The following is a 22,803-nucleotide window of genomic DNA, read 5'->3' on the forward strand; positions in this document are numbered from 1 at the left end:
CCGCCCGGTTTTCCCCAGCTCCTCGATGCCATGCCGCAGCAGGCGAAAACGCAACAGGCCCAATGTCCTGGACAGCCTGCCGAAGTCCGCGCAGCCGGGCGCGAAGAAGGCCATCCAGGACATCTACAACGCCGAGGACCGCGACCAACTGCCGGCGTTCTACGCCTTCCCGGCCGAGTACTGGATCCACCTGCGCACCACGAACCCCATCGAGTCGACCTTCGCCACCGTCCGGCTGCGGACCAAGGTCACCCGCGGCGCCGGCTCCCGCACCGCCGCCCTGGCCATGGTCTTCAAACTCGTCGAGTCCGCCCAGCAGCGGTGGCGGGCCGTGAACGCACCCCACCTCGTCGCCCTGGTCCGGGCCGGGGCCCGCTTCGAGCGCGGTCGGCTCGTCGAACGCCCCGAACAACTCGCAGCCTGACAGGCCCGCCAGCCAGGGCCTCCTTGCTCGCAGGCCGTCGATCCGGCTTCAGGCGTAGCGCGCGAAGAGGGCCTGGAGGTATCCCTCCAGCCGCCTGGTCAGCAAGGTGGGAGTCAGCTCGGCACGGCCCACCTCGCGCCACGGGACGGCGACCTTCTCGGCGTCCGGAGCGAAGGCCAGGGCGTCCAGCAGGCGCCAGTAGAGATGGGCGGCGCGCTCTTCGGCCAGCGTCCCTCCTGCCGCAACGTAGCGGTCGGCGAAGTGTATGCCCGCGGAAGCCCCGTGCAGCAGAGCCAGGGCCGTCGAGCAGTGGGCCACGTCCAGGTCGGCCGGCCCCCAGGAGGTCTCCACCCAGTCGACGACGCCGCTGATCCGCAGACCGGCGCCGTCGCCCGTGAAGAGGACATTGCCGGGATGGAAGTCCCGGTGCAGGAAGCAGGCCCGGTGCTCCGGGGGCTCGCGGCGGATCACGTCCACGGCCCGTTGCCACAGCTCAGGCTGATCGGTGTCTTCGGGCGGGCTCACCCGCTCGGGAGAGGTCCACGCCTGATACGCGCGCGGCCGTACCTCGGCGGTCACCGGCAGCCGGTGGATGCGCAGCAACTGGTGGGCCAGCAGTTCGGCACGCCGGTCGGCCCCCTCATCGCCCAGGCGCACGGTCCCGGGCAACAGGGACATCAGCAAGGACGGATGGTCGCAGTACTGCGCTGTGGCGTCCACGGCCACCAGCCTGGCCGCGGGCACATCCGTGCCGCCGAGCAGGCGCAGAACGGCTGCCTCGCGAGTCAGCAGGCCCTCCGCGTGCCGAACGTAGAAGGGCTTGACGAAAGACCGCAGGACCAGCGACCGTCGACCGCCCGGCCCACAGATGTCCAGACGGCGCATTTCCGACGTCCAGCCGCCACGCAACCGCGCGACATCCTCGATGCGTTCTGTCTCGGACAGCCCCTTCTCCACCCAGGCCCGCGTCGCACTCCAACCCTGGTCTTCAAGATTGGTACTGATGTGCTCGGCCCCCTCGTCCGCAGCCATGGAGGCAGGTTATCGATCTCATCGACGGATGCATTTGGCTCTCCACCCACAACTCTTGACAATTACTCGTGCAGTAATGCCGGAGAAGATCAGCCGGCTGTCTCGTACTGGGCCTGGGCTCGGGTGTCGGCGAGCCGGGTAGGAACCGCGGGCGTCGACGGGGTGAGTGGGGCAGCGCAGTGACTTCGCTGCCCCGCCTCCAGCTGCTGCGCCAGGAGTCCGCTGCGTTCAGCGCCTGCCTCGGGCACGACCTCGGTGCATCCGTCCCCCACTGCGGGGAATGGACGCTGCGCGACCTTGCCGAGCACACGGGCCGGGGCAACCGCTGGGCCGCCGCTGCGATCACCGGCAAACGTGGCGACCAGGGGTGCCGGTAAGAACGCTGTCGCAGATCCTGCTGGCTTATTCGGTCACGCGGCGAGGGAGAGGTCGAGGCGGGCAAGGTGGCTGACATAGAAGTCGTTACTCCTCGTGCGGCATGAGTGCCGGTTCGGCCTCCTTCATGCGGCGGTCGGTCCAGTACTCCTCTACGTCGCGCTGGTCGTGCTGAACCTCGGAGGTCGATGTGTCGCCCCCGGGCTCGGGCGGGGAGGCGGGGGACTCGGACGTGTCCGGACGGAGTGCGACGACGGTGGCCACAGCCGCAGCGACGCCTGCGGTGACGACGAGGGCGCGGATGCCGGAGCGCTTCATGGGCGACCTCTTTGGCGAGTTGCGGAGCCGTACGGGAACGGCGCTCACCCCGCCACGCTACTGGCCGTGCGGCGGGGTGAACACCGGTCCGCTGGATGTCAGGTGACGGAGCCCTGGTCGTCGAACATCTGCTTGACGCTGTCGCCGAAGCAGGAACTCCGGTTCACGCCGGCGGAGTCGATGGTGCTCGTGCCCCCGTTGGTCTGGCCCAGCCCCGAGGACTGGTCGAACACGCGCGTCCACGGGCCGCCGCTGGAGCCGCCAGCCCCGCCGGGCACGGAATAAGCCAGCAGGATCGTCACCAGCCGCAAACGGCGGTGATCAGTCCTCGGACCTGGCAGGCCGCAGCAGTTCCGCTGCGCTGGCCACCTCGGCGAGTGCCCGGCGGCCGCCTTTCAGCAGGCCGTTCTCGTGCGCGGTGATGCCGCGCCGGCGCAGGTGGGCCACCTCGTGCTCACGGTCGGCGATGGCGAAGCCCGTCTCGGAACGGCCGATGGCGTCCACGGGCTCGTCGGGCGGAGCCCCGGAGTGGGCCTCCGGGGCTCGCTCGAGACGGTCGTTATCCGTCCTGGTCGGCGTACCACCAGTTTGCGCACTGGAGAGCGCCTCCGCGACGCAGACAGACACGGATCGCGTTCTGGTAGCCCTCGATCTGCGGGGTGTACCACGTTCCGCCAGAGGTGGCGGTGACGCCGCAGTAGTCGTAGCCGTTCAACTCGTTCATGACCTGGGTGGTTGTCGACCACTTGCGGGTGGTCTGATACTTCGAGCGGTCGAGGGTCAGTATGTCGCCGGCCCTGAGGCTCGCCCTGGCGCGGGCGGATCCGTTGGGGCTGCCGCTCTGTAGGGCGACCGTGGTCCCGTGCAGCGTGACGGGGTAGTACGTGCCGACGTCCTTGTAGGCGATCTCCCACGTGGTGTGGCAGCGCGCGTCTGCCTGCGCGGGCTCGGCGGTGACCACCACCGCAGAGGCGGCGAGGAGTGCGGTCGTGATCGCGGAACAGAGGCTTGTGCGTTGTCCCTTGAGACGCAAATGAATCATCCTCTCGAGCGGATCTTCATGTAGTCGAGCGCAGCTGGCTGATTTTCGATGCGTCGATGTGTTCATGGCAAGCGGCTTTACAGTTCCTGTTGAAATGCGTGCCCGAATGTCCGAACCGGCTCCATGCCGGATGAGTTGGCCGGATCGGTCCTGACTGTCGGTAGCCGTGGCTACCGTCGTATGGCGCTGGACGACGCGATCAGCAAAGCGAGGCGGGAGCAGGACCGCAGGGACGAACAGGAACGGCTGGAACAGCAGTGGAAGAGGGAGGTGCAGCCGGCTCTTCAGCTCCGCCCGCACCTCACGGGCCGCGCAGTCCAGCTGGATACCGTGCTTCTCCCATCGTTTCCGCCGGGCCCGCGAAGGCGGTCGGCTTGCGCTCGCCAAGGCGACGGCCACGGGCGAACTGCCCAGCCCCACGCCGTCACCGGAGTAGACGAGACGCCGTTTGCGGCTGGTGACGATCCTGCTGGTTAATTCCGTGCCGTCCGGTGTGACGGCACGGAATTAACCAGCAGGATCGGTGACACGATCCTTGCCGGCACCCCGACTACGAGGCACCGCCCGCACCGCAGGCGGGCGCCGAGGTGCAGGGCCGGTCCAACGCATCGGTGGACGAGCTACTGGCCGTGCTGGAGACCGATCCAGCCGTCGAAGCGTGGGCCTTCTTCCCGCCGCACACCGTTGGCTTCTGGCAGCGGCGGCGCGCCCAGGAGGCACTGATCCACCGCTGGGACGCGCAGAACGCGCTCGGGCGTGCTCTCCCCTTCGATGAAGTCGCGCGACATCGGCGTCCCGGAAATCATTTCGAACGGTTCGCGGACCCCACGGTCCGGCCGGAGCGTGTCTGCCGGGGCTCCTCGAGGAGCTGCGCCGCCGTCATCAGGGAGAGCCCGACCAGGACGAGCGGCATGCTGCCCCCGGAGGGCATGCGGCGCGTGGCCGCGAGCCCTCCGGCGAGCAGGAGCGCGCCGGCACCCCACAGTCCGGGACGGCTCACACTGCCCCGGAACCAGGGCAGTACGATCCGGCCGGTCACCAGTGCCACCGCCCCCGCCGCCCCGAGCACCAGCGCCATCCCCGAACCGACCACCAGAAAGAACGTGGACACGCGCCCCCCTTGATCACTCCCGTGATGATCATCTCAGAAGCCCGGGTGCCGCGATGAAGGACGCGTCCTCCCTGACCGCCCGGCCTCCTGGCCCTGCCCGGCGTCCGGCTTCTCAGGAGAGGGCCGGGCGGCGGCCTGGTGGCAGGCGGTGTCGGCGGTCACTGGCGGACGGCGCGGCCGCGCACGCCGGGGCCGGGTCTGTACGGGACCTGCGCGACGGAGGATGGCCGACGCCTCGGTGAAAAGCGTGAACAGCGTGAACAGTCAGCAGACGAATGTCACTTGAGCGCTCGAATGAGCGGCATATGCACAGTGGTGGGCGAAGTGCTCACGGTTTTTCGGGTAGGTGTGTCACCTCTGGGACCCAAGTGCTCGTGGCGATCCGGCAGGACCGGCTTCCTGGACGGCCGGGGCGCGGCATGATCTGGGCGTGACCCTCACCGCGCGGCAGCTCCTCCTGGCCACTCTGGACCGTCAACTCCTGCTCGAACGCCGGCGTCTCGATGTGGCGGAGGCGGTCCGGCGGATCTGCGCCATCCAGGCGCAGACGTCGGCGTCGCCGTACCTTGCGCTGTGGAACCGCCTGCAGGACTTCGCGCCCGAGGATCTCGACGCGGCGTTCGCGGACCGCCGGATCGTCAAGGCGACCCTCATGCGGATCACTCTGCACGCCGTCCATGCCGAGGACTACGCACACCACCACGCCGCCATGCTGAGCACTCTGCGGGCGTCGCGGCTGTACGACCGCCGCTTCACCTCGACGGCGCTGACCCCCACCGACGCCGACGCGCTGCTGCCGGAGCTTGCCGGGTTCCTGGCACGGCCCCGCACCGGCGCCGAGGTGGAGGAGGAGGTCACGGGACGGTTCGGCGAGCACGCACACCGTGTGTGGTGGGCGCTGCGGACGTACGCGCCGATACATCATGCGCCGACCGGCGGCCCGTGGTCGTTCACCCAGCGGAACGCCTACCTCGCAGCCTCCGAATACGCGCCCCAGGACGCGGCGGCCGGGGTGCGGCGGCTGTTGCTCGCCCACCTACGGGCGTTCGGGCCCGCGTCGGCCCGGGACTTCGCCCGGTTCACCCTGCTGGGGCGCCCAGTGGTCGCCCAGGCACTGCGGGAGCTCGGCGACCGGGTGGTGCGGGTGGCGGGTCCGGGCCGCGCCCCGCTGTTCGACCTGGCGGACGCCACCGTGCCCGCCGAGGACGCCCCGGTGCCGCCGAGGCTGCTGCCGATGTGGGACAGCACGATGCTGGCCCACGCCGTCCCCGGGCGGCTCCTGCCGCAGGAATACCGGCCAGCGGTCGTACGGCGCAACGGCGACATGCTGCCCTGCCTGCTCGTTGACGGACAGGTCGCCGGAGTGTGGCGCGCAGCTGACGGCGGCCTGGAACTGACCGCCTTCCGCACGCTCACGAAGGCCGCGTGGCACGGTCTGACCGAGGAGGCGGAGAGGTTGTGTGTGCTGCTCGCCGACCGCGACCCAGCCGTCTACCGGCGCTACGGGCACTGGTGGGACAAGGGGATTCCCGGTGTCGAGAGCAGGATCGTCAAGGGCTGACCGTCCTGCCCGCTCTGTCTCCTCCCACAGCAAAAGCACAGGTCCCCCACGTACGCGTGTCAGAGGAACCCGGCTCGGGGAGCCGTGACCTCGATGGTGTCCTTCACCAGGGCGAGCGCAGCGCCCAGGGGGCTCGAGCGCCCCCCGCTGACGATCACGTCGCCGGCGTCGGGGCAGCCGAACACCACAGCCTTCTCCGGTCCGACGAGCGCGTGCAGGGGGTCACCGGGCTCCGTCTCCTCCAGTCGGACGCGGACCAGACGGGGAGTGTCCACGGATGCGCTCGCCACGGCCCGCAGACGGCGTGCTCGGGAGACCGCGGCCGACGCCGCCCGGGAAGTGCCCTCGTCCACCGGCTCCGCCCGCACCCGTACGGACGCCGGGTCCCATCCCCAGGCCAGCGCTGCCAGCAGCCGCACCTTCGTGGCGGCGTCCTCACCGGACAGGTCGGACGAAGGATCCGCTTCCGCGATTCCGCGGCGCTGAGCCTCCCGAACCGCCTCCCCCAGCGAGTCGCCCTCGGCAAGGCGGTCGAGGACGAAAGTGGCGGTGCCGTTCGGGCAGGCCCGGATCGTCGTGCAGCCCAGACCTCGCAACGAGGTCCTGGACAGGTCCCCCGCCGGCAGAGCGGCTCCCGTCGCCCCGGAGATCCTGATCATGGCGGCGGCCGCACGGGCCGCTTCGTCGAGGTCCCGCCAGTGGCTGAGCAGGTGGCTCTTGGTGGCCGTGACCACGTGGACCCCTCTGCGCAGGGCGGTCACGGCCTCCTCCGCGGCGTGCCGGCGGAGTCGGGGTGAGGACGGAATCGCCTGGACGAACACGCGGGCAGCGGTCCGGTCGAGCGTCTCCTCCAGCGAGACCAGTGGGCTCCACGCCGAACGGGGCGGCACGGGTTCGCCCTCGCGGAGTCGGCACTGTCCGGAACTCGCCCGGACGGCCCCGACGTTCACCCGTACACCGTGCCGGCGGGCAAGCTCGTCCCGCTGCCGAGCCAGGTGCTCGACGAAGGCCTGGCCGACCGGACCGTATCCGGAGAGCACCACATCGGCCCGGCTCACTTCACGCATGGTCCTCTGCCCCTCTTCGGTACGCCGTGCGGGAGGTCAAGCCTCGCATTCCCTGGTGACGCCACCGGGGAAGAGCCGACCTCGCGCAGGAACGGAGCCGAAGCCGGAGCGCCGTGACCGGCAGGCAAGTGCTCCTGCGCCCCGTTCGCCGGGATCCCGCCCCTCAGTGCCGCCGGAGCACACCACTGCGGCGCAGGCGGCTGACGACCGAGCGGAGTTCCGAGGGGGCGGGGGGAGGGGACTGCTCGGTGGGGGGCGGGGGTGTGGTCCACAAGGCCAGTTCGCGGTCCCGGGGGCCGTGCACGGTGGCCGGAGGGGCGTCGTCGAAGACGCGGACCGGGTGGCTCGCGTCCCAGCGCTCCCATCCCGGCTCCCCCTCGGAGACGAAGCGCACCCAGGCGCCGTGCATCGCGTCGGACAGGGCCCGGGGCGCGCCCTCGCCCGCGAGTCTGCGCGCGTCGGGCTCGTCGCCGCTGTCGAAGACGAAGCCGAGTTCCAGGGCGTGGCAGGCGCCCATGCCGGGGCGGTTGGAGGGCCAGGCGAACTCGTAGACGTACGAGGGGGCTTCGCGGCCGTCGGCGAGTCGGTGGAGCGGGATGCGCAGGAGATGGTCGGTGACCAACTGCCCGACGATCTCGGCGGTGCCGGCGTCCGGGCGCAGGGCGCGGTAGCCGCGCGGGACCTCGCTGCCGCAGTGGCAGCGGGCCCTCGCCCCGGCCAGGGCGACCGCGCCGAGCCGGTCGACGCGTTCCAGGAGCCCGCCCGGTACCAGCCAGAGCCGGTACTCGTCAGTGGTCCATCCGGTGAGCAGGTCGACGCCGGGGGCCGCGCCGCCGTCGGTGAGTGCCTCCAGGGGGTCGCGCGGGACGAGGTCGTCGTCGACGACTATGCCGAAGGCGGGCCCGCCGAGCACCGGGCTGCTGAGGCGCCCCACCTCGGCCTGGGTGCGCAGCAGCAGCTCGCGGTCGACGGCGGCGAAGGCCTCGGCGGTCGCGGGGACCTTCAGCCGGTTCGCCATGCGGCGCACCACCCGCCGCACCTTGCCCCGGTCGGACGCCTCGGGCGGTCCGCTCTGCAGGACGGCCCGCCGGACCAGGCCCTGGGTCTGCGGGGCGGCGATCAGCGCGCCCGTGCTGATCGCCCCGGCGGACTGGCCGCCCAGGGTGATGCGGTCGGGGTCGCCGCCGAAGGCCGCGACCGACTCGTGGACCCAGCGCAGGGCGGCGAGCTGGTCGCGCAGGCCCGGGTTGGCGGGGGCGTCCGGGAAGAGGCCGTAGCCCTCGACGCCGAGCCGGTAGTTGACCGACACGAACACCACGCCGTCACGGGCGAAGGTCCGCCCGTCGTACACCGGTATTGCCGAGGAACCCCTGGTCAGGGCCCCTCCGTGCAGCCACACCAGCACCGGCAGACGGGCTGTCGGGGACGGGTCGGGGGTCCAGACGTTCAGGTTGAGACAGTCGTCGCCGGCGACGGACGGATCGGCCAGATAGCGCGCGAAGGCTTCGGAGTACGGGGGTTTCGGGGCCGTGGGGCCGAAGGCGTCGGCGTCGCGTACGCCGTCCCAGGGGTCCGGCGGGACGGGGGGCCGGAATCTGCGGGGGCCGAACGGCGGCGCCGCGTACGGGATGCCCCGGAACACGGCGATCCCGTCTTCCCAACTGCCGCGTACGGCGCCGTACGGCGTCCTGACCACGGGGCGCATGGGGCTCATGCGGGTCACGGGGGTGACGGGGCTCGCCCGGTCGTCTGCCGTCATCTGCCCACCAGCCCTTCGCAGCGCCTCTGGTATCACCAGAGCACCGGGCTGCTCATCGGTATTCCTGCGCCGTCCCGGCGGTCATCCCCGCGGCTCCGGACCCCGCCCCGCCCCGCCCACCTCAGTCCAGCACCGCGATCGCCTCCACCTCCACCAGGTGCTCCGGCACGTCCAGCGCGGCGACCCCCAGCAGCGTCCCCGGCGGGACCGGGATGCCGCCCAGCTTCTCGGCCGCCCGCGACACGCCCTCCATGAACAGGGGGAACTTGTCAGGGCTCCAATCGACGATGTACACGGTCAGCTTCACCACGTCGTCGAAGGTGGCGCCGACGCCGGCCAGCCCGGTGGCGACGTTGAGATAGCACTGCTCGACCTGCGCGGCAAGGTCGCCCTCCCCCACCGTGACGCCGTCGGCGTCCCAGGCGACCTGCCCGGCGAGGAAGACCGTCCTGGATCCGCTCGCGACCGCCACCTGTCGGTAGGCGTCGATCTCCGGCAGTCCAGTCGGGTTCAGCAGCGTGACGGCCATGGTGCCCGCCTCCTTGCGTCATGAGCACTCGTGCTCTCTTGTAGTTACTTGGGAACCGTAAGAGAGTGGACGTCGACATGGAAGAACGCACTTTTCAGTGACTGGGGAACCTCATGGTGACCAAACAGTTCAGGGGCTCACCCGAGGACGCGGATCTCACGCGCGCGGACTCGCTGGCCCGGGAGATCTTCTCGGACATCGCCAACAAGTGGGCGCTGCTGATCATCGAGGCGCTCGGTGAGGGCACGTTGCGCTTCGGGGAACTGCGCAAGGAGATCGACGGCATCAGCCACAAGATGCTCACCCAGAACCTGCGCATGATGGAGCGCAACGGCCTGGTCGAGCGGCATGTGCATCCGACGGTGCCGCCGCGGGTCGAGTACACGCTCACCGAACCGGGCGCGGCCCTGCGAGTGACGGTCGACTCCATGTGCGACTGGACGCACCGCTACCTCGGCGACATCGAGGCGTCCCGCAGCCGCTTCGGGTCCGGACCCGCGGCTTCCGGCTGACCGGCCGAACGGGTCGCCGTACCGGCCGTGTCCGATTCCTTCAAGACCGGGGGCCGGGGCGTGCCTACGGTGGCTCCATGAGTGCACGATTTGATGCCATCGGGTTGGTCGTCTCCGACATGGGCGCCTCCGTCGCCTTCTATCGGCGGCTCGGGTTCGCGTTCCCCGAGGGGGCCGAGGAACAGGGGCACGCCGAGGCCGAGTTGCCGGGCGGGCTGCGGTTGCTGCTGGACACCGAGGGGGTGGTCCGGTCGTTCCACACCGGGTGGGAGCCGCCTTCGGGCGGAGGGCGGGCCTCCCTCGCGCTGCGCTGCGACAGTCCGGAGGAAGTGGACGCGCTGTACGAGGAGTTGGTCGCGAGCGGGTGCGGCAGCGAGCTGAAGCCGTGGGACGCCGTGTGGGGGCAGCGGTACGCCGTGGTACTCGACCCGGACGGCAACGGAGTCGACCTGTTCGCTCCGCTAGCGGCGGACGGCCAGTAGCTCGCTCAGGGGCAGGCCCGTCAAGTCTCTTACGTCGCGGGAGAGGTGGGCCTGGTCGGCGTAGCCGGTGCGGGTGGCGGTTTCCGCGAACGGGGCGCCCGTGCGGGCCAGGGCGAGGGCTCGGTGGAGGCGGAGGATGCGGGCCAGGGTCTTGGGGCCGTAGCCGAACGCGGTGAGCGATCGGCGGTGCAACTGGCGGGAGCTCAGGCCGAGTTCGTCGGCGGCCATGGCGACCGGGCGGCCCGCGTCCAGGGCGGCCACGACCCGCAGCAGCGCCGGGTCGGGCGGAGCGGCCTCGGCGGCCCGTCGCAGGGCCAGGTCCTCCAGGCCGCGTGCCGGGTCGGCCGCGGCGTTCACCCGGGCGGTCAGGCGGCGTACCTGCGCCGCCGGCCACAGGTCCGCCAGGTCGGGGCGCCGGTCGCGCAGTTCGTGCGCGGGGACGCCCAGCAGGGCGGGGGCGGTGCCGGGGTGGAAGCGGATGCCCGCCCAGGGGCGGGTCGCGTCGCCCTCGGTGAGGTGGGCGCGGGTGTCGGGACCCGCGACCAGCAGGCGTCCGTCGTGCCAGAGCAGGTCCATGCAGCCGTCGGGCAGTACCCGGCCCGCTCCGGTGCCGGTCGGGGTGTTGGTCCACACGACCGCGCCCGGCAGCCGTGACGCACGCTCGCTGTACACCTCACCCACGCTACGCGGCCCTCATCCGCCATTCCTGCGGGCTGACCCCGTACGCCCGTTTGAAGGCGGTCGACAGCGCGAAGGCGCTGCCGTAGCCGACGTGGCGGGCGATCGCGCCGATCGTGTCGCCGGTGTCGCGGAGGCGGTCCGCGGCGAGGGCTAGGCGCCAGCCGGTGAGGTACGTCATCGGGGGTTCGCCGACGCGTTCGGTGAAGCGGCGGGCCAGCGCGGCACGCGAGACGCCGGCCTTCGCGGCGAGCGCGGCGACCGTCCAGGGGCGGGCGGGGTCGTCCTGGAGGAGGCGCAGCACCGGGCCGACGACGGGGTCGCCCAGCGCCTCGTACCAGGCGGGCGGCGCCGCCTCGGGACGGGCGAACCAGGCCCGCAGGGCGGCGATGACCAGCAGGTCGAGCAGCCGGTCGAGGACGACCTCCTGGCCGGGCCCGTCCCGCACGATCTCCGCCGTGAGGAGCGGGGTGAGCGGGCAGTGCCAGTCGTCGGCGGTGAGGGAGAGCAGCGGCGGCAGCGCGTCGAGGAGCCGGCCGCCGATCTCGCCCCGCATCCGGTAGGTGCCGATCAGCATGACCGTCTCGCCGTCGGGCCGGTCGCCCCAGGTGCGGACGCCGAGGTCCATGACACCGTTCAAGGGGCGTCCGTCGGGGTGGTGGCACTCGCCGCCCGGCAGGATCAGCGCCTGCGGCGCGGTGCCCGGGCCGTCGGCGCAGGTGTACGGGTCGGGGCCGCGCGCGATGGCGAGGTCGCCGGGGCGCAGCCGCAGCCGGTCACCGCGGTCCGGCACGATCCAGGCGTCACCGCGGACGAGCAGCATCACGGTCAGCGGGGCGCGGTCCTCGATCCGGACCGACCAGGGCGGGTCGAAGCACGCCCTGATCATGAACGCCCCACGGGCGCGGGGGCCTTCCAGCAGGCCGGTGAGAGCGTCCATGGGGCCAGCGTAGGCGCGGGGCGGGCGTGCCCCCGCGCGCCCGCTCGACGTCCCGCACCGGTCAGGCGGTGGCCATGGGACCGTACCCGCCCACCACGCACTCGTTGCCGTCCCGCCGGGGGAGGTGGAGGGTGGCCGTGCCGGTGACGGCCGGGCTCACCGGATCGCCGGGGCGGTGAGCGACCGGCCCGGGGACACGGACGTGCACCGGTGAGTCCAGTCCGGTCACCGCCACTGTCACCAGCGTGTCCGGTCCGTGGAAGGAGACGTCCGCCACCGTGCCGTGGGGAGCCTGGTCGGACGGTGCGCCGAGGGTGAGCTGTTCGGGGCGCAGCACGACCGTTCCGGCACCGTCGTCCACCGGGGTCTCCAACGGGATGCGGCCCAGGGCGGTGTCCGCGGTCGTGCCCCTGCCGGTGCCCGGAAGCAGGACGACGCCACCGACGAAAGCAGCCACCCAGGGGTCCTCCGGCCTGCGGTAGACCTCCTGGGGAGTTCCGCACTGAGCCACCCTGCCCGCTCTGACGACCGCCACGAGGTCTGCCGTGGAGAGTGCCTCCTGCTGGTCGTGGGTGATGAGGACGCCCGTCGCCCCGGTGGACCTGAGCGCCGCGCGCACATCGGCCCGTACGCCTGCCCGCAGTCCGCTGTCGAGCGCGTTGAACGGTTCGTCGAGCAGGACGATCGCGGGTTCCGGGGCGAGCGCCCGCGCCAGCGAGACGCGTTGCTGCTGGCCGCCGGAGAGTTCGTGGGGCATCCGGTCGCCGTAGCCGGGCAGGCCCACGAGGTCGAGCATGTCCCCGGTGCGCCGACGGCGTTCGGCCGGGGAGGAGCCCGCCAGCCCGAAGGCGACGTTGCGCGCCACGCTCAGGTGCGGGAACAAGGCGCCCTCCTGCGGCACGATGCCGATGCGCCGTCGTTCCGGGGACAGGTGGGTGCCGGGTCCGGTGACGGTCCGCCCGCCGATCTCGACCGTCCCCGCGTCCGCCCGCAGAAAGCCGGCCACGATGCGCAGCATGGTTGTCTTGCCGCAGCCCGAAGGCCCGAGGACGGCGGCCAGCCGCCCTGCGGGGACGGAGAGGTCGATCCCGTTCAGGACGGGGGCGCCGGGTCCGTAGGACTTGGTGAGCCCGGTGATCCGCAGGTCGGTCATGTGCGGTGCCTTCCAAGGAGGTACGAGGGAACGGCGGCGATCAGGATGAGGACGGCCGCGTACGGGGCGGCGGCGGCGTACGAGCCGGTTCCGGTCTCGGTCCACAGGCGGGTCGCGAGGGTGTCCATACCGGTGGGTCGAAGCAGCAGGGTCGCCGGGAGTTCCTTCATGCAGACCACGAAGGTCAGGGCGGCGCCCGCGGCGATACCGGGAGCGGCGAGCGGGACCGTGACCTCACGCAGGACGCCCAGCGGACCCCGCCCGAGGGAACGGGCGACGTCCTCCAGCACGGGTGGTGACTGGAGGACCGCTGCCCGGGTGGCGCCCACGGCGACCGGCAGGAACAGCACCGCGTAGGCGGCGACGAGCAGGGGCAGCTCCTGGTACAGCGGATAGGCGAACCGCACCGCGAGGAAGACCATCGCGAGGCCCACGGTGATCCCGGGCACGGCATGGCCCGCGTACGCGGCCTGCTCCAGCAGATGCGCGGCGCGGCCCCGGTGGCGGGCGGCGAGCACGCCGACGGGGAGGGCCAGACACGTGGTGAGCGCGGCGCCGAGGGCCGCCACGAGCAGTGTGGTCCCCCCGGTCTCCAGCAGTCCCCGCGGATCCCAGGTACGGGAGTTGCCGACCGCCAGCCAGTACCCGAGGGTCCCGGCCGGGAAGGCGACCCCGGCCGCGGCGACGGCCGAGCACCAGCCGAGTGCGGGCCACTTCAGTCGGCCGAGCGGGATCGGGGGTGCGGGCCTGGCCGTGCCGCCGCCGGTCCGGGCATGGCCCGCACGGCCGCGGGTGCGCGCCTCGGCGGCGACCAGCAGCACCGTCATCAGGACGAGCACCACACTGAGGGCGGCTGCGGGCGTACGGTCGAAACTCGCCTTGTACGACGTGTGGATGGCCCGGGTGAAGGTCTCGTACCGCATGATCGACACGGCCCCGAAGTCGGAGAGGACGTACAGCGCCACGAGCAGCCCGCCACCGGCCGCGGCCGGGCGGAGCTGCGGCAGGGTGACCCGACGGAACGTGCTCCAGGGCCCGTGCCCCAGGGCGCGCGACGCTTCCTCCTGGGCGGTGTCGATACCGCGCAGCGCGGCGGCCACCGGCAGATACACGTACGGGTAGCTGACCAGGGTGAGCGCGAAGGCGGCACCGCTGAACCCGGCGAGGTCGGGGCGCGCCGAGATCCAAGCGAAGGCCGCGACATAGCTGGGCACGGCGAGCGGCAGCGTGGCGAGCACCGACCACGCGCGCCGGCCGGGCAGCGCGGTGCGGACGGTCAGCCAGGCGAGGGAGATGCCCAGGACGAGGCAGGCGGTCACCACCACGGCGGCCAGACCGACGCTCCGGGCGAGCAGTTCCAGCGTGCGGTCGGTCGCGACGACGTTCCACGCGTACTCGGGACCTCGCTCCACGGCCCGTACGGCCAGGTAGACCAGCGGGAGCAGGGCCAGGGCCGCGGCTGCCGAAGCCAGGGCCAGCAGGAGGAGCGGCGGTCTGCGCCCGGCGCGCCCGGGCCTGGACGGTGCGGGGGCGTCGTCCGGGCCCGGGGCGGAACGGGCGGGTGCCGGCGGGGCCTGGTGGCCTCGGGTACCCGAACTTCTCATACCGATCAGACCATCCCGGCTTCCTGGAGCATCTCCAGCGTCACCTGGAGGGACTCCAGCCGACCCAGGTCGATCTCCGGCGCGTCGATGGAGTCGAGCGGCGGAAGGTCGTCCTCGCCGGTGACTCCGGCGGCCAGCGGGTACTCGTGGGTCTCGTCGGCGAAGTAGGTCTGCGCCTCCTTCCCCAGGAAGAAGTCGACGGCCTTCTGCGCGGCGGCGCTCCGGTCGCTGCCCTTGATGACCCCGACGCCCGCGACGTTGACGAGTGCGCCCGGGTCGCCCTTCGTCGGGAAGTGCAGCTTGGCCTTGAGCTTGTCCGCGCCCACCTCGGCGGCCTTCTCGTACCAGTAGTAGTGATTGATCAGACCGAGTTCGGCCTTGCCGTCGTCGACGGCGTCGAGGACCGCGCCGTTCTTCTCGTACACCTGAGGTTCGTTGGCCTGGAAGTCCTTCAGCCACTTGCGCGTGGCGTCGTCGCCCTCGAGGACCCGCATGCCGGTGACGAACGCCTGGAACGAGGCGTTGGTGGGCGCGTAGCCGACCTTCCCCTTCCATTCCGGCTCGGTCAGTTCGTGCACGCTGTCCGGTGCCTCGGCGACCTTGTCGCCGTGGTAGGCGATGACGCGGACCCGCCCCGACACACCGACCCAGTCGCCGTTCTCCGCGCGGAACGCCTTGTCGACGTTGTCGAGGGACTTCTGCGGCAGCGCCGCGAGACGGCCCTCCTTGCCCAGGGCGCCGAGTGCGCCGGCGTCCTGCGAGAAGAAGAGGTCCGCGTCGGTCCTGTCGCCCTCCTCGAGAAGCTGGGCGGCGAGTTCGGCACTGTCCCCGTAGCGCACCTCGACCTTGGAGCCGGTGGTCTTCTCCAGCTTCTCGATGAGCGGCGCGACGAGGTCCTCACTGCGGCCGGAGTAGACGACGAGCGTCCCTGCCTCGTCCTTTCCCCCGGCTTCGGTGCCGGAGCCTGTTCCCTTGCCGTCCGAACCGCAGGCGGTCGCCAGGGGGACGAGCAGGGCTGAGGCGGCGAGGGCCCCGATCGTGCGGAGGGAGGGACGTCTCATGACAAGGCCTTTCCAAGGTAAGGGTCAGGCTCATTTAAGGTTTGCCTTACCTAAGAAGCAACTCCGTCCCGTTCTCCGTGACCAAACCGGGATCTGGTGCGTCCTGGTGGGATTCGTCGCCGCCGGACGTTCGGCCTCACTTCTCGGCGTCCGGCGGTCCCGTCTGCTCCTCTCCGTTCCTCGGGTGGTGGCTGTTCTTCACGTGGGTGCGCAGGCGGGCCGTGACGTCCTCGGGGGGCAGGAAGCGGGACCAGCGTTCGGGGAACTCGGCCGGCATGTCCGGGTCGGCGTCGTCGTCGGTAGCGGCCGCGGCGGAGGTGCGGGCGACGTACTCGGCGACCTGTTCCTGCCGCAGCCGCTCGTTGGCCTCGCGGGCGGCGGCCGTCGCGGCGGCCGGCCAGACCCGGTCGATGGCGGCGTTGACCGCGGCCCCCACGAGCACGGCGAAGGCGGACACGCCGATCCACAGCAGGACGGCGACGGGAGCCGCGAGGGAGCCGTAGATGGTGGGGCCCTCGACGGTGTTGGTCAGGTAGATCCGCAGCAGGATGCTGCCGAGCACCCACATGGCGAGGGCGACCAGGGCGCCGGGCACGTCCTCGATCCACGGGGACCGCACGGGCACGGAGACGTGGTAGAGCGTGGTCAGGAAGGCGACCGACAACAGGATCACCACCGGCCAGTACAGGATCTGCACGAGCGTCGCCGACCAGGGGACGACGCGGACGACGGCGTCCGGGCCCGCCACCATCAGGGGCAGTGCGACCGAGCCGATCAGCAGGGCCGCGATGAACAGCAGGAAGGCCACCAGGCGGGTCTTGACGATGCCGCGCACCCCGTCGAGGCCGTACATCACGGTGATGGTGTCGATGAAGACGTTCACCGCGCGGGAGCCCGACCACACGGCGAACAGGAAGCCGATGGAGATGACGTCGGGTCTGCCGCCTTTCGTGACGTCGTGCAGGATCGGCTCGGCGATCTGCTTCACTCCCCGGTCGGACAGCACGGCGCGGGACGCTTCGAGGATGTTGGTCTGCAGGCTCTGGATGGTGTCGGCGCCGGTCCAGGAGTCGACGTAGCCGAGCAGACCGATGATGCTGAGCAGCAGCGGGGGCACCGACAGCAGGGTGAAGAAGGCCGCCTCGGCGGCCAGGCCCAGGATGCGGTACTCCATGCAGGAGTTGACGGTGTCCTTGAGCAGCAGCCAGACGGTCTTGCGTTTGGAGACATTGCGATACAGGGCGCGGGCCCTGTGAAGTCGACCGGAGGGCGCGTCGGGGGATTCGCTTGCTGGCTGCACGACCCAAAGGTATCCGCCGTGCCCGGCCGTCCTCACCCGAAGGGTCACGAGGTGAGACGGGGGGCTGGGGTGGCGGGTAGGTTCGTCGTCATGGCAGGCAGCACCCACACCGTGACCAACCAGGCACCGCCGCTGACGCAGTACGACGTGTTCGCCGCCGACCGGGCGCTGACGGAGGCGGTCGAGCGGCATCTGGACCCGGCGGTGCTGGACGAGGGCCGGTCCGAACTGTCGGGACTCGGCCGGACCTCCGGTTCCGCGCAGGTGCAGGAGTGGGGGGTGCTCGCCGACGAGAACCCGCCGCGGCTGCGCAGCCACGACCGGTACGGGCACCGGATCGACGAGGTCGACTTCCATCCGGCGTGGCACCGGCTGCTCGGCAAGGGGGTCTCGGCGGGGCTGACGGGCGCGTGGGGGCAGCCGGGCGGGCACGTGCGGCGGGCGGCGGCGTTCGTGGTGTGGACGCAGGTCGCGGCCGGCACCTGCTGCCCGCTGTCGATGACGCACGCGGCCGTGCCCGCCCTGCGCGCGGACCCGGCGCTGGCCGCCGAGTGGGAGCCGCGGCTGACGTCGCCGGTGTACGACCGGGGCCTGCGGCCGGCCCACGAGAAGGCCGGCGTGCTCTTCGGGATGGCCATGACGGAGAAGCAGGGCGGCAGCGACGTCCGCGCGAACACGACGTCCGCGCGGCCGCTGGCCGAGGACGGCGCGTACGAGCTGACCGGGCACAAGTGGTTCTGCTCGGCGCCCATGTCGGACGCGTTCCTGGTGCTGGCGCAGGCGCCCGGTGGACTCACGTGTTTCCTGGTGCCGCGCGTGCTCGCGGACGGCTCGCGCAACGTGTTCCTCCTCCAGCGGCTCAAGGACAAACTGGGCAACCGGTCCAACGCGTCCGCCGAGGTCGAGTTCGCGGGGACCTGGGCGCGGCGGGTCGGGGACGAGGGGCGCGGGGTGCACACCGTCATCGGGATGGTGGCGGCGACCCGGCTGGACTGCGTACTGGGCTCGGCCGGGCTGATGCGGCAGGCCGTCGCGCAGGCCGTGCACCACTGCGCGTACCGGGAGGCGTTCGGCGGGAAGCTGGTCGACAAGCCGCTGATGCGCAACGTGCTGGCCGATCTCGCCCTGGAGTCGGAGGCGGCCACCACGCTGGCGCTGCGGCTGGCCGCGGCCTGTGACGACGGGGGAGAGCAGGAGCGGGCGCTGCTGCGGATCGCGGTGCCGGCGGCCAAGTACTGGGTGACCAAGCGGTGTGCGCCCCTCGTCGTGGAGGCGGCGGAGTGCCTGGGCGGCAACGGGTACGTGGAGGAGTCGGGGATGCCCCGGCTGGTGCGCGAGTCGCCGCTGAACTCGGTGTGGGAGGGCGCGGGCAACGTCCAGGCGCTGGACGTGCTGCGGGCGCTGCGCCGGGAGCCGGGGGCGCTGGACGCGTATCTGCGGGAGGTCGGTCAGGCGCGCGGGGCCGATCACCGGCTGGACGGCGCGATCAGGGGCCTGCTGACCGAGCTGGCCGATCTGGAGGGTGTCGAGGGGCGGGCGCGACGGCTGGTGGAGCGGCTCGCGCTGGTGCTCCAGGGCTCGCTGCTGGTGCGGTACGCGCCGCCGCAGGTCGCCGACGCGTTCTGCGCGGCCCGGCTGGGCGGTGACGGGGGCGCGTCGTTCGGGACGCTGCCGCACACCCTCGACCTCGCGGCGGTCGTGGCACGGGCCCGGCCGGAGCCGGCGTGACGCGGGGGTGGTGCTGCGCCGACACGGCACCACCCCCGCCGCACAGGCCCCGTGGAGCCGTGGACGCCGCTCGGGACGGCGTCGCTCAAGTTTCAAACAGTGCGGGGCGCTCCACCAGGGTTGCAGAGGGTTGCAACTTGCTGCTGTCCGTGCCGGTACTGACCGCCCTCGCCGGGGGCACACGGCACTATGGGACCGACAGCCAGAACGGATCTCGGGGGCGCGGCCGCGGGCCGTGGGCGCGGCTGCCCTCCGAGCCCTTGCCCGGGAGGACCAGTGGCGCTCTCGCCGACGGACGTGACGCAGCTGACCGGTGTCGACACGACGCGTACGGCCCGGATGCTGAACGAGGTCCGCAGCGCGACGCTCGCCGGGCGGCGCGCGCCCATGGCGCCCCGCCCGGTGATCGCCCAGTCCTGGGAGCGGATGCTGCGCAGCGGCGTCGACCCGGAGCACGACGTCCGGGCCGGGCTGCTGTCCCGCGCGGAGGTGCAGCGGCGGCGGGAGAGTTCGGCGCTGCGGCATGTGCTGCCGGTGATGCGGGAAGGGCTGCTGCCGTTCACGGACGTCGCCCGCCACATCATGGTGGTGGCCGACGCGGACGGCCGGGTGCTGTGGCGGGAGGGCAGTACGGCGGTGCTGCGCAAGGCGGACGGCATCGGTTTCGCGGTGGGCGCGGACTGGCGTGAGGACGTCGTCGGCACCAACGGTGTGGGCACCCCCGCGGTGGCCGGGCGGCCGGTGCAGGTCTCCGCCGCCGAGCATTTCGCCCGGTCGCAGGCCTCCTGGACGTGTGCGGGGGCTCCCCTGACCGATCCCCGGGACGGGCGGCTGATCGGTGTGGTGGATGTGAGCGGGCCGCTGGAGACGATGCATCCGGCCACGCTGGCCTGGGTCGAGGCGGTGGCCAAGCTCGCCGAGGCCCGGCTGCGGGAGCACCATCTGCTGTCGCTGGAGCGGCTGCGGGCGGTGGCGGCGCCGGTACTGGCCCGGGTGGAGGGGCGGGCCATGGTGGTGGACCGGCACGGGTGGACGGCCGCGGTGACCGGGATGCCGTACGAGAGCCGGCTGACACTGCCCGGGCCGGTGTCGGCCGGGACGCGGTGGTTGCCGGCGCTGGGCCGGTGCTCGCTGGAGCCGCTGGCCGGGGGCTGGCTGGTGCGGGTGGCGGACGAGCCGGTGACCCGCGCGGCGAGCCGGATCGTGCTGGATCTCCGGGGACCGCGCGGCGGGTCGGTGGAGGTGTCCGGCGGGGCGGGCTCCTGGTCCCGGAGGCTGAGCCCCCGCCACGCCGAACTGCTGTATCTGCTGGCCGTGCGGCGGGTCGGCCGCAGCGCCGCGGATCTGGCCGAGGACGTGTTCGGGGATCCGGCCCGTACGGTGACGGTGCGCGCGGAGATGTCCCGGATACGGCGTTATCTCGGCGGTCTGCTGGAACACCGCCCGTACCGGTTCGTGGAGGACGCCGAGGTGGACGTCCTCCTCCCGGACGACCCGCGTGACCTCCTCCCGCACTCGACGGCTCCGGCGCTGGGCGGCCGTCGGCACCCGGAGCCGTGAGCCCTGAGCCCGCGGTGGTGTTACCGGTCCGTCACCCCGTCCCGGGGGAGGCGGCTCTGAGGCGTGTCCGGGCCGTCGGGGTCACGTGTTCCGCATATTTGCAGGGTCTTCGTCCCTCGGCGGGTCCCCCTGCCGTAGCATCCCCCTACGGGCCACCCCACCTGTTCCACGGTCAACGGTCGGACCACCGGACGCAGTTGGCTTGCCTCGGGAGGACGTTATGAAGCATCGCGGCAGACATCGCCGTCGCAGACGGGGCAGGGCGCTGCGGGCGACACTGGCCGGGACCGCGCTCGCGCTCACCGCGGCGGCCACCATGATCAGCACCTCGCAGGCCACCGATGCCGACGACCCCGGGGCGCTGAAGCCGCTGACCGCGTCCGCCGAGACCGCGCCGCTGCGGCTGACCGAGGGCAGTGTGCCCCCGGAGTGGCTCGACCGGCTCTCCGCGGAGATGGGCCGGCCCGTCGGCGTCCGGGCCGTGCTCGACGACACCGACGGTTCCCTGCGGGACGCGGCGGCCTGTCCGGAGGACGACAGATGGGCGCTGCCCGTCGAACCGGCCGCCACGCGCGCGTACTGCTGGGACGGCGCCGACGTCGAGGGCTGGCGTTCCGGCGCCGTCACCACGTCCGGGGACGCCGACGACGACGGCCACTGGGGGCCGAGCCGTGTGGTGCTCTCCGGCTGGAGCCAGGGCGGCACCGCGGCGGACGGCACCCCGGCGGAGGGCCCCGCGACCGCGGGCACCGGCCCGGGTCAGGGTCTCGCGCGCGTCGCGTTCATCGATGCCGGCGACCCCGACGACCTCCGCTACACCTGGGCGCAGCTCGCCGTCCCGGTGGACGGCGGCCGCGACTACCGGGGGCTGGTCTCCCCCGTGTCCGGCATGGTCTGGTACCAGGACAAGCTGCTGGTCACCGCCGGCCGGGGGGACGGCAGCGCGCTGTACGTGTACGACGTGGGCCGCGTCCAGCGGGCCACCGTGGACGGCACGACGGTCGGGCGGGTGCCCGGCGGCTGGTCGGCGGCCGGGGCGCGGTACGTACTGCCGGCCGTCGCCTCGTACCGGACGGCCGACGTGAACGCCCCGCAACCGGGCGGTATCTCGCTGGACCGCAGCACGGCGCCGGACAGCCTGGTCGCGCACGAGGCGGTGCCGAAGGAGCACGACGGGCCGACCCGGCTGTGGCGGTACGCGTTCGACGACGACCGTTCCCGCGCGGGGCTGCTGGCCACGGACTCGGTGGGGCAGGCCGACGTGGTCGCGGCGTACGAGACGGAGCTGACGGATGTGCGCAGCGTGCTGTCGTACGGATCGGGCTGGTACCTGGGCCGGATGACCGGGACGCCGGAGGAGCGCGGGACGCTGTGGCGGCAGGACGGGAAGGGGGCGCGGCCCACCCGGTGCGGGGCGGACGAGACGCACCGCTGCTGGAGCGGGCCGGCGGCGTCCCTCTCCTACTGGCAGGAGACCGGCGAGGTGTGGTCCCAGTCCGGCCGCATGCTCTTCGCACTGCCCCTGGACTCCGTCGACCACTCCCTGGACTAGAGCCTGTCCGAACCGCCCTCCTTTGGGCCCCTCCACCTCGTCCGTCAGGCGTTCGACAGATGTCCGTGCCGGATGGTTCCCTTTCCGGCATGACGACCATCGCCGTGACCACCTGGTCCCTGGAGCAGACCGCGCCCACCGATCTCCTGCCGGCCGCCGTGCCCGAGGGGGATGTGCGGATCGCCCGTTCCGAGGTGCCCTCCCCCGAGTTCAGCCGTTTCCTGTACGCCTCGGTCGGCGGTGACATCCGCTGGACCGACCGGCTGGGGTGGACGTACGCGCAGTGGCTGGAGCACCTGGACCGGCCCGGCGTGGAGACCTGGGTGGCCTACGACCGGGGGACGCCCGCGGGGTACGTGGAACTGGAGGCGCAGGACGACGGGGTCGTGGAGATCGTCTACTTCGGGCTGATCTCCGCCTTCCGGGGCCGGCGCATCGGCGGGCACCTGCTGTCGTACGGTGTCGCGCGGGCCTGGGACCTCGCGGAGCGCTGGCCCGGACTGAAGCCGACCAGGCGGGTCTGGCTGCACACGTGCAGCAAGGACGGCGAGTACGCCATGGACAACTACCGGCGCCGGGGCTTCAGGCTGTTCGACACCAGGGTCGAGGAAGAGCCCGAGGTCGCCACACCGGGCCCCTGGCCGGGAGCCCACCCCTCCTGAGCAGCACGTTCACCCCTCCTCGACGGCGCGCCCGCCCCACCCGGGCGGCGCCGCCCACCCCGCTCGGACCGCGTGGGCGAGAGCGCCCGGGCCTCCTGGGACAAAGAACACCCGCATCTCTCATTCCGAGACCGGGGCGTCCGCATCATGGATGAAGCTGGACTGTGTCCAGATCTCCGTGCCACGCTTCCGTCATGCCTGGAACGGGAATCGCCTTGGTGAGTCGGCGTCACGTCGACCTCGGCCGTATGTCCAGCGCCATCTGTCCGGCGCGCTGAGAGCACGTTCAGCAGTACCCGACAGCCCTTCTCCGCTCCGTTCCACCCCGCTTCTCCTCGACTGAACTCCCGCGT

At 72.2% G+C, this 22,803-nt stretch carries 24 protein-coding genes and 2 pseudogenes; 11 read left to right on the plus strand and 15 right to left on the minus strand.

All coding sequences use genetic code 11. The annotated features are described in order from the left end of the window. Position 1: 1 nt before the first annotated feature. Positions 2 to 424, plus strand: a pseudogene (locus DIZ27_RS15350) (transposase); the annotation flags it as partial. Between the two features lie 48 nt (positions 425 to 472). On the opposite strand, the gene DIZ27_RS15355 reads toward DIZ27_RS15350, so the two are convergent. Further along, complete coding sequence (locus DIZ27_RS15355) at positions 473 to 1,456, minus strand: phosphotransferase family protein (RefSeq protein WP_109378953.1); 984 nt, start codon at positions 1,454 to 1,456, stop codon at positions 473 to 475. 179 nt (positions 1,457 to 1,635) lie between these two features. Between DIZ27_RS15355 and DIZ27_RS15360 the strand changes: the two genes are divergently transcribed. After that, the gene (locus DIZ27_RS15360; protein WP_258308381.1) at positions 1,636 to 1,833 is read left to right on the plus strand and encodes a maleylpyruvate isomerase N-terminal domain-containing protein; all 198 of its coding nucleotides are present in this window, start codon (positions 1,636 to 1,638) and stop codon (positions 1,831 to 1,833) included. An 85-nt stretch (positions 1,834 to 1,918) separates the two neighbouring features. Here the strand turns inward: DIZ27_RS15360 and DIZ27_RS15365 are convergent, their stop codons facing one another. The 4 genes from DIZ27_RS15365 to DIZ27_RS15380 all read right to left on the minus strand — a co-directional run bounded on the left by DIZ27_RS15365 (position 1,919) and on the right by DIZ27_RS15380 (position 3,191). Continuing rightward, on the minus strand, positions 1,919 to 2,149 hold the full coding sequence (locus tag DIZ27_RS15365; RefSeq protein WP_109378954.1) for a hypothetical protein: 231 nt from the start codon (positions 2,147 to 2,149) through the stop codon (positions 1,919 to 1,921). A gap of 98 nt (positions 2,150 to 2,247) precedes the next feature. After that, positions 2,248 to 2,451 carry a hypothetical protein gene (locus DIZ27_RS15370; protein ID WP_146228949.1) on the minus strand — a complete coding sequence of 68 codons (204 nt, stop codon included), beginning with the start codon at positions 2,449 to 2,451 and terminating at the stop codon, positions 2,248 to 2,250. Positions 2,452 to 2,470: 19 nt separating this feature from the next. Continuing rightward, on the minus strand, positions 2,471 to 2,653 hold the full coding sequence (locus DIZ27_RS15375; protein ID WP_109378956.1) for a hypothetical protein: 183 nt from the start codon (positions 2,651 to 2,653) through the stop codon (positions 2,471 to 2,473). A 55-nt stretch (positions 2,654 to 2,708) separates the two neighbouring features. Beyond that, positions 2,709 to 3,191, minus strand: coding sequence for a hypothetical protein (locus tag DIZ27_RS15380; RefSeq protein ID WP_146228950.1), 483 nt, complete (start codon positions 3,189 to 3,191; stop codon positions 2,709 to 2,711). A gap of 611 nt (positions 3,192 to 3,802) precedes the next feature. Here DIZ27_RS15380 and DIZ27_RS48750 point away from each other — a divergent pair. Then, a pseudogene (locus DIZ27_RS48750) lies at positions 3,803 to 3,874 on the plus strand (maleylpyruvate isomerase family mycothiol-dependent enzyme); the annotation flags it as partial. 119 nt (positions 3,875 to 3,993) lie between these two features. Here the strand turns inward: DIZ27_RS48750 and DIZ27_RS15390 are convergent. Beyond that, positions 3,994 to 4,302, minus strand: coding sequence for a hypothetical protein (locus DIZ27_RS15390; protein WP_109378958.1), 309 nt, complete (start codon positions 4,300 to 4,302; stop codon positions 3,994 to 3,996). Between the two features lie 430 nt (positions 4,303 to 4,732). On the opposite strand from DIZ27_RS15390, the gene DIZ27_RS15395 reads away from it, so the two are divergent. Further along, on the plus strand, positions 4,733 to 5,863 hold the full coding sequence (locus DIZ27_RS15395) for a winged helix DNA-binding domain-containing protein (RefSeq protein ID WP_109378959.1): 1,131 nt from the start codon (positions 4,733 to 4,735) through the stop codon (positions 5,861 to 5,863). A gap of 59 nt (positions 5,864 to 5,922) precedes the next feature. Here DIZ27_RS15395 and DIZ27_RS15400 read toward each other — a convergent pair whose 3' ends face one another. The 3 genes from DIZ27_RS15400 to DIZ27_RS15410 form a co-directional block, all read right to left on the minus strand. Further along, the gene (locus DIZ27_RS15400) at positions 5,923 to 6,930 is read right to left on the minus strand and encodes a homoserine dehydrogenase (RefSeq protein ID WP_109378960.1); all 1,008 of its coding nucleotides are present in this window, start codon (positions 6,928 to 6,930) and stop codon (positions 5,923 to 5,925) included. Between the two features lie 163 nt (positions 6,931 to 7,093). Next, positions 7,094 to 8,644 (minus strand): carboxylesterase/lipase family protein, encoded by a 1,551-nt coding sequence (locus DIZ27_RS15405; RefSeq protein ID WP_181383540.1) that lies wholly within the window; start codon positions 8,642 to 8,644, stop codon positions 7,094 to 7,096. Between the two features lie 166 nt (positions 8,645 to 8,810). Further along, positions 8,811 to 9,218 carry a RidA family protein gene (locus DIZ27_RS15410; RefSeq protein WP_109378961.1) on the minus strand — a complete coding sequence of 136 codons (408 nt, stop codon included), beginning with the start codon at positions 9,216 to 9,218 and terminating at the stop codon, positions 8,811 to 8,813. Between the two features lie 113 nt (positions 9,219 to 9,331). Between DIZ27_RS15410 and DIZ27_RS15415 the strand changes: the two genes are divergently transcribed. Next, a complete protein-coding gene (locus DIZ27_RS15415; protein WP_109378962.1) occupies positions 9,332 to 9,730 on the plus strand; it encodes a helix-turn-helix domain-containing protein in 399 nt (132 codons plus the stop codon). Positions 9,731 to 9,807: 77 nt separating this feature from the next. Further along, positions 9,808 to 10,212, plus strand: a complete 405-nt coding sequence (locus tag DIZ27_RS15420) for a VOC family protein (protein ID WP_109378963.1) — start codon at positions 9,808 to 9,810, stop codon at positions 10,210 to 10,212. On the opposite strand, the gene DIZ27_RS15425 is transcribed toward DIZ27_RS15420, so the two are convergent. From DIZ27_RS15425 to DIZ27_RS15450, 6 genes are all read right to left on the minus strand, one after another. Further along, the gene (locus tag DIZ27_RS15425; protein WP_109379014.1) at positions 10,192 to 10,884 is read right to left on the minus strand and encodes a helix-turn-helix transcriptional regulator; all 693 of its coding nucleotides are present in this window, start codon (positions 10,882 to 10,884) and stop codon (positions 10,192 to 10,194) included. The genes DIZ27_RS15420 and DIZ27_RS15425 overlap by 21 nt on opposite strands. A gap of 10 nt (positions 10,885 to 10,894) precedes the next feature. Next, entirely contained in the window at positions 10,895 to 11,830 is a 936-nt protein-coding gene (locus DIZ27_RS15430) for an AraC family transcriptional regulator (protein WP_109378964.1), read from the minus strand. A 61-nt stretch (positions 11,831 to 11,891) separates the two neighbouring features. Then, positions 11,892 to 12,983, minus strand: a complete 1,092-nt coding sequence (locus DIZ27_RS15435; RefSeq protein ID WP_109378965.1) for an ABC transporter ATP-binding protein — start codon at positions 12,981 to 12,983, stop codon at positions 11,892 to 11,894. Then, the gene (locus DIZ27_RS15440; RefSeq protein WP_109378966.1) at positions 12,980 to 14,587 is read right to left on the minus strand and encodes an iron ABC transporter permease; all 1,608 of its coding nucleotides are present in this window, start codon (positions 14,585 to 14,587) and stop codon (positions 12,980 to 12,982) included. Before DIZ27_RS15440 ends, DIZ27_RS15435 begins: the two co-directional genes overlap by 4 nt. A 5-nt stretch (positions 14,588 to 14,592) precedes the next feature. After that, positions 14,593 to 15,648 carry an iron ABC transporter substrate-binding protein gene (locus tag DIZ27_RS15445; protein ID WP_109378967.1) on the minus strand — a complete coding sequence of 352 codons (1,056 nt, stop codon included), beginning with the start codon at positions 15,646 to 15,648 and terminating at the stop codon, positions 14,593 to 14,595. 136 nt (positions 15,649 to 15,784) lie between these two features. Further along, on the minus strand, positions 15,785 to 16,948 hold the full coding sequence (locus DIZ27_RS15450) for a YihY/virulence factor BrkB family protein (protein ID WP_109378968.1): 1,164 nt from the start codon (positions 16,946 to 16,948) through the stop codon (positions 15,785 to 15,787). A gap of 90 nt (positions 16,949 to 17,038) precedes the next feature. Here DIZ27_RS15450 and DIZ27_RS15455 point away from each other — a divergent pair, with 90 nt between their 5' ends. The 5 genes from DIZ27_RS15455 (at position 17,039) to DIZ27_RS48755 (ending at position 22,728) form a co-directional block, all read left to right on the plus strand. Then, positions 17,039 to 18,676, plus strand: a complete 1,638-nt coding sequence (locus DIZ27_RS15455) for an acyl-CoA dehydrogenase family protein (protein ID WP_109378969.1) — start codon at positions 17,039 to 17,041, stop codon at positions 18,674 to 18,676. Between the two features lie 276 nt (positions 18,677 to 18,952). Further along, positions 18,953 to 20,236, plus strand: coding sequence for a helix-turn-helix domain-containing protein (locus tag DIZ27_RS15460; RefSeq protein ID WP_109378970.1), 1,284 nt, complete (start codon positions 18,953 to 18,955; stop codon positions 20,234 to 20,236). A 220-nt stretch (positions 20,237 to 20,456) separates the two neighbouring features. Continuing rightward, the gene (locus DIZ27_RS15465) at positions 20,457 to 21,788 is read left to right on the plus strand and encodes a hypothetical protein (protein ID WP_109378971.1); all 1,332 of its coding nucleotides are present in this window, start codon (positions 20,457 to 20,459) and stop codon (positions 21,786 to 21,788) included. An 89-nt stretch (positions 21,789 to 21,877) separates the two neighbouring features. Next, positions 21,878 to 22,450, plus strand: coding sequence for a GNAT family N-acetyltransferase (locus DIZ27_RS15470; protein ID WP_109378972.1), 573 nt, complete (start codon positions 21,878 to 21,880; stop codon positions 22,448 to 22,450). A gap of 194 nt (positions 22,451 to 22,644) precedes the next feature. Continuing rightward, on the plus strand, positions 22,645 to 22,728 hold the full coding sequence (locus DIZ27_RS48755; protein WP_310887545.1) for a putative leader peptide: 84 nt from the start codon (positions 22,645 to 22,647) through the stop codon (positions 22,726 to 22,728). Positions 22,729 to 22,803: the final 75 nt, after the last annotated feature.

The sequence above is a fragment of the Streptomyces sp. NWU339 genome (assembly GCF_003143855.1).
Taxonomy (GTDB): domain Bacteria; phylum Actinomycetota; class Actinomycetes; order Streptomycetales; family Streptomycetaceae; genus Streptomyces.

Bases quoted from the DNA above. Each gene is read 5' to 3' on its own strand.
- DIZ27_RS15355 (WP_109378953.1), bottom strand. From the start codon at position 1,456: ATGGCTGCGGACGAGGGGGCCGAGCACATCAGTACCAATCTTGAAGAC.
- DIZ27_RS15365 (WP_109378954.1), bottom strand. From the start codon at position 2,149: ATGAAGCGCTCCGGCATCCGCGCCCTCGTCGTCACCGCAGGCGTCGCT.
- DIZ27_RS15380 (WP_146228950.1), bottom strand. From the start codon at position 3,191: ATGATTCATTTGCGTCTCAAGGGACAACGCACAAGCCTCTGTTCCGCG.
- DIZ27_RS15400 (WP_109378960.1), bottom strand. From the start codon at position 6,930: ATGCGTGAAGTGAGCCGGGCCGATGTGGTGCTCTCCGGATACGGTCCG.
- DIZ27_RS15405 (WP_181383540.1), bottom strand. From the start codon at position 8,644: ATGAGCCCCATGCGCCCCGTGGTCAGGACGCCGTACGGCGCCGTACGC.
- DIZ27_RS15410 (WP_109378961.1), bottom strand. From the start codon at position 9,218: ATGGCCGTCACGCTGCTGAACCCGACTGGACTGCCGGAGATCGACGCC.
- DIZ27_RS15415 (WP_109378962.1), top strand. From the start codon at position 9,332: ATGGTGACCAAACAGTTCAGGGGCTCACCCGAGGACGCGGATCTCACG.
- DIZ27_RS15420 (WP_109378963.1), top strand. From the start codon at position 9,808: ATGAGTGCACGATTTGATGCCATCGGGTTGGTCGTCTCCGACATGGGC.
- DIZ27_RS15430 (WP_109378964.1), bottom strand. From the start codon at position 11,830: ATGGACGCTCTCACCGGCCTGCTGGAAGGCCCCCGCGCCCGTGGGGCG.
- DIZ27_RS15435 (WP_109378965.1), bottom strand. From the start codon at position 12,983: ATGACCGACCTGCGGATCACCGGGCTCACCAAGTCCTACGGACCCGGC.
- DIZ27_RS15440 (WP_109378966.1), bottom strand. From the start codon at position 14,587: ATGAGAAGTTCGGGTACCCGAGGCCACCAGGCCCCGCCGGCACCCGCC.
- DIZ27_RS15445 (WP_109378967.1), bottom strand. From the start codon at position 15,648: ATGAGACGTCCCTCCCTCCGCACGATCGGGGCCCTCGCCGCCTCAGCC.
- DIZ27_RS15455 (WP_109378969.1), top strand. From the start codon at position 17,039: ATGGCAGGCAGCACCCACACCGTGACCAACCAGGCACCGCCGCTGACG.
- DIZ27_RS15465 (WP_109378971.1), top strand. From the start codon at position 20,457: ATGAAGCATCGCGGCAGACATCGCCGTCGCAGACGGGGCAGGGCGCTG.
- DIZ27_RS15470 (WP_109378972.1), top strand. From the start codon at position 21,878: ATGACGACCATCGCCGTGACCACCTGGTCCCTGGAGCAGACCGCGCCC.
- DIZ27_RS48755 (WP_310887545.1), top strand. From the start codon at position 22,645: ATGCCTGGAACGGGAATCGCCTTGGTGAGTCGGCGTCACGTCGACCTC.